This window comes from Petrotoga halophila DSM 16923 (assembly GCF_002924615.1).
In genome coordinates this window covers 1-4,659 of sequence record NZ_JALY01000201.1, presented here as the reverse complement: position 1 = coordinate 4,659, position 4,659 = coordinate 1, and the positions used below count along the sequence as shown (strand labels likewise).

Here is a 4,659-nt window from a genome sequence, read left to right as displayed (position 1 = left end):
AAGAAAAGGAGCCTCAGATTCTTCGAAAATGGGATAATTTAAATATTGCCTACTATCTCAGGAACAAAAGAATAGGGAGGAAAAAGTTTGTTTTACATGATGGTCCACCGTATGCCAACGGAGATATTCATATGGGGACCGCTCTTAATAAGGTTTTAAAAGATATAGTCTTAAAATACAAAACATTGAGAGGTTTTGATGCACCTTATGTTCCCGGCTGGGATACACATGGTCTTCCTATAGAACATAATGTAACTACTAAACTTGGAGATAAGGTAAACACGTTGAATAAGTCGGAAATTCGAAAATTATGTGAAGATTACGCTATGAAGTTCGTAGACGTTCAACGAGAAAGCTTTAAAAGGTTGGGGGTAGTGGGTTTTTGGGATAAACCCTATTTAACTTTGAATCCAGAATATGAAGCCAAGGTTTTAGAGATCGTTCGTACTTTAGTTGACGCTGGCAACATCTATAGGGGCACAAAACCGATATATTGGTGTACAGAATGTCAAACCGCTCTAGCAGAAGCGGAAGTTGAATACCACGATCATACATCGGACTCAATTTATGTAAAGTTCCCTCTAGTTGGAGAAAATAATACATACGTGATCATATGGACAACAACACCTTGGACCTTACCAGCGAACGTAGCTATTGCTGTGCACCCTAATTTTGATTACGCAAAAGTGGAAGTTAGAAACGAATATTGGATAATGGCTAAAGAATTGGTTGATAAAACTATGAAAGAAGCCGGAATAGATGATTATAAAATAATCGATACGTTTAAAGGATCAACATTAGATGGGGAAAAAGCTAGACACCCTTTTATGGAGAGAGACAGCCTTTTAGTACTTGCAGATTACGTTACTTTGGAAGAAGGTACCGGATGTGTTCACACTGCCCCAGGGCATGGGATGGAAGATTATATAACAGGTACAAAGTACAATCTTCAAGTAATATCTCCAGTAGATAGTCAGGGATATTTCACCAACGAAGCTGGAAAGTATAAAGGGATGAAAATTTGGGAAGCAAACAAAGAAATCATAAAAGATCTAAAAGAAAACGGATTTCTCGTTCAATCAGGAAAGTTAACTCATTCCTATCCACATTGTTGGCGTTGTAAAAATCCTGTTATCTTTAGAGCCACTCCTCAATGGTTTATAGACCTTGAAAAAAACAACTATCGTGAAAAGGTATTAGAAGAGATAAAAAAAGTAAATTGGATTCCAAAGTGGGGAGAAAATAGAATCTCATCTATGGTGAGAGAGAGACCTGACTGGGTAATTTCAAGACAGCGTGCATGGGGAATCCCCATACCAGCTATTAAATGTGAGGATTGTGGTGAGACAATTTTAGACAGTAAAATTTTAGACCACGTTATCGAAATTATAAAAAAAGAAGGGAGTAATGCGTGGTTTGAAAAAGAAGCGAAAGAACTTCTACCGAATGATTACAGGTGCCCTAAATGTGGTGGTTCCACTTTCAAAAAGGAAGAAGATATCTTAGATGTTTGGATCGATTCCGGATCTTCTTTTGAGGCGGTTGCAAATTCTCGTGAAGAATTAAAAAAATTCCCTGTAGACTTATATCTTGAAGGAAGCGATCAACATCGAGGCTGGTTCCAAAGTTCTATATTCTTAGCTGTAGCAAAACATGGAATAGCCCCTTATTCATCTGTTTTGACTCATGGCTTTATAAAAGACGATGAAGGAAAGAAAATGTCTAAATCCTTGGGGAACGTAGTCAATCCAAAAGACATTATCAACAAATATGGAGCGGATATATTAAGATTATGGGTTGCATCGGCGGATTACAGAATGGATATAAAAATATCTTACAATATCTTAGAACAACAGGTTGAAACCTACCGTAAACTTAGAAATACTATAAGATTTTTGCTGGGTAATATAAATGATTTCAATCCTGATGAAGATTATGTGGATTATGAAGAGATGTTAGAAATAGACCAATGGGCCATGATGAAGTTACATAATTTGATAAAAAATGTCACTAAAGCGTATGACAACTACGAATTTTACAAAGTGCATTACCTTATAAACAACTTTTGCACTATAGATATGAGTGCTACTTACTTGGATATAATAAAAGATAGAATATACGTAGAAGGGAAAAAATCTAAACTCAGAAGATCGGCTCAAACCGTTTTATATGAAACCGCTGTGGCATTAAATAAGATGATTTCACCCATATTACCTTTTACAGCTGAAGAAGTTTACGATCATCTCAATTATTCAAACAAACATGAAACCATATTCGCTGAACTATGGCCCGAATACAAAGAAGATTTTCTCAATGAAGAATTAGAAGAAAAGTGGGATAAAATTTTTGGTTTGAGAGAAGATGTTTTAAAGGCACTTGAAGAGAAAAGAAAAGAAAAATCTTTGGGAAATTCTCTAGATGCCAAGGTTATCGTTAACCTAAAAGACGATACCTTAAGGCAAATTTTATCTCAATACGATAATAACTCGATAGCTGATCTATTGATAGTATCTCAATTTGAATTTGGTAATGTCGATGATGGATTTGAGGGAAGGTACGCTACAATTAAAGTCGCCAAAGCAGAAGGGAAAAAATGTGAAAGATGTTGGAAAGTGGATCCTAATACGGGAAAAGACCCTGATTTTCCAGGTGTTTGTCCGAGATGCGCAAGAGTACTAAAAGAAGAAATAAATGCATAAATTCTAGGATGTGCTGCATGGCAAAGGAACACAAAAACAATGTTTAGAAATTCTAAAAGCAGTATGCTAAGGTAGGTGAGGGGGTACATCATGAAGCTTTTTTTTGGAAAAAAGGAAGAAAAAGTAATAAAACTTTTTTCTAAACATTTAGAAAAAGTCGAAGAAGGAGTAAACTTTCTCACAGAATTAGTAGAATTGTATGTAACGAATGATATGGAAAAATCTGAAGAATTGTCAAAACAAATATCTAAGATAGAAAGCGAAGCTGACACATTAAGAAGAAAAACTGAAAGTGAAATGTATGAAGGAGCCTTTTTGCCAAATTTTAGAGGAGAGCTTTTAGAATTAATAGAAGCAGTTGATAAGGTTATGAATAAAACACAAACCGTTTCAGAAATCTTGGTTTTTCAAAAGCCAAAAATCCCCAAGGATTTTAGAGAAAATTTTTTAGAACAATGTGGATTGGTAAAGAAAACCTATAAATTCTTGAAAAAGTCTATAGAAAACGTATTCGAAAATATAGAAAAAAGTGGTGAATATATTCAAAAAGTTGAATTACACGAACATGAAGAAGATATCTTAGAGAAAGATTTAATAAGAAGATTGTTTGAAATAGATAATCTTGAATTATCCGAAAAATTGCAGTTAAAAGATCTTTTTTTACAAATAGGAGATATCGCTGATAGGGCTGAAGATGCTTCTGATAAATTAGAAATTATAGTCTTAAAAAGAAATATTAAATAAAAATATCGCTGGTCGAAAAAACCAGCGATATTTTATACCAAGGTCGTTATTATTACATAAAGTTCATTATAGCAAAGGATAAACCTGCGGAAATTACCACCGAGATAATAATATCTAAGAAGTTCACTCCTCCACCAGCACCTTCAGCTATTTGTTTTACATCTGTGACCTCTTGAGATAGCTGGTTGACACTGCTTTGAACGGTTTGTAAGTTTTGTGATAATTCAGAAATAGATTCGGAATTGTTACTTAATTGAACACTCAATTCGTCAGTATCGTTTTTTAACGAGGTAAAATCAGTTTTATCAACTTTAGAATCTATCTTCGAATTCAAGTTAGCCGTTAAAGCGTTTAATCTCTCCAAATCTTGGTTGACACTAGAAAAAGAGTTTTCTAAAGTACCAACTGAATTCTTTAACGACTGTATTTCTTGATCGTAATTAGCCACCGTTTGAGAAAGATTTTGATAATTACTATTCAGACTTTCAACGGTGTTTTCCAAACTGGTAACTCTGCTATCTAAGTTCCTAATGTCAGTTTCACTTACAGCAGGCACGGATATGGCGTTAACCGTTCTTTCTAATTCATCTATCTTTGTGGTAGCATAACCAAGCAACTCATAAGAATTCTGTAGTTCCTTCACCGAACTATCCAACCTCGAAACGGAGCTCTGAAGACTAGAAAGATCACTTGTAACAGAGTTTAATTTTGTTTGAAGTTGTTGTAATTCTGATGATGAAACCCCTTGTGGTACAGATAAACTACTTACAGTCTTTTCCAGATTTGCTAAATTTTGGGCTAAAGGTTCAACCATGCTTTGTTCAACGTAATCAATCGTTCTGGACAAGGCGACAGTCAGTTGATACCTGTTCATGTTTTCTAATCCTTTAAAAGTACCATCGGGGTAACCCTCAATTATGCCAATACTAGAAAGTCTTTCAACTGCGTCATAGGCCCAGTGATTGATGGGAACATCTTTAAAAGATTGCGAAAATACTCCTAAAGCCAAAAATAAAAATAGAAACACAATACCTACCTTTTTCACTACACACACCTCCTGAATTTTAAAATTTTAAGCATTTTTGCTGCTATCGATTTTATTTTATCACAAAAAGTGGTAAAATAAGATGAAAAAATATTGGAGGTGTTATTTTTGTTCCAAAAAAGAACTCACACTTGTGGGGAATTAAACGAAAACGATATAGATAAGATCGTT

At 34.6% G+C, this 4,659-nt stretch carries 3 protein-coding genes; 2 read left to right on the top strand and 1 reads right to left on the bottom strand.

The window, feature by feature from the left end; genetic code table 11:
• The coding region (ileS, locus tag AA81_RS09960; RefSeq protein ID WP_103898924.1) for an isoleucine--tRNA ligase at positions 1 to 2,699 on the top strand (2,699 nt) is incomplete at its 5' end.
• A 90-nt stretch (positions 2,700 to 2,789) separates the two neighbouring features.
• Positions 2,790 to 3,443 carry a TIGR00153 family protein gene (locus AA81_RS09955; RefSeq protein ID WP_103079312.1) on the top strand — a complete coding sequence of 218 codons (654 nt, stop codon included), beginning with the start codon at positions 2,790 to 2,792 and terminating at the stop codon, positions 3,441 to 3,443.
• A gap of 52 nt (positions 3,444 to 3,495) precedes the next feature.
• Here AA81_RS09955 and AA81_RS09950 read toward each other — a convergent pair whose 3' ends face one another.
• Positions 3,496 to 4,488, bottom strand: coding sequence for an S-layer homology domain-containing protein (locus AA81_RS09950; protein ID WP_169926356.1), 993 nt, complete (start codon positions 4,486 to 4,488; stop codon positions 3,496 to 3,498).
• Between the last annotated feature and the right edge of the window lie 171 nt (positions 4,489 to 4,659).

Excerpts from the sequence above, each read along its gene's own strand:
- AA81_RS09955 (WP_103079312.1), top strand. The coding sequence starts at position 2,790 with ATGAAGCTTTTTTTTGGAAAAAAGGAAGAAAAAGTAATAAAACTTTTT.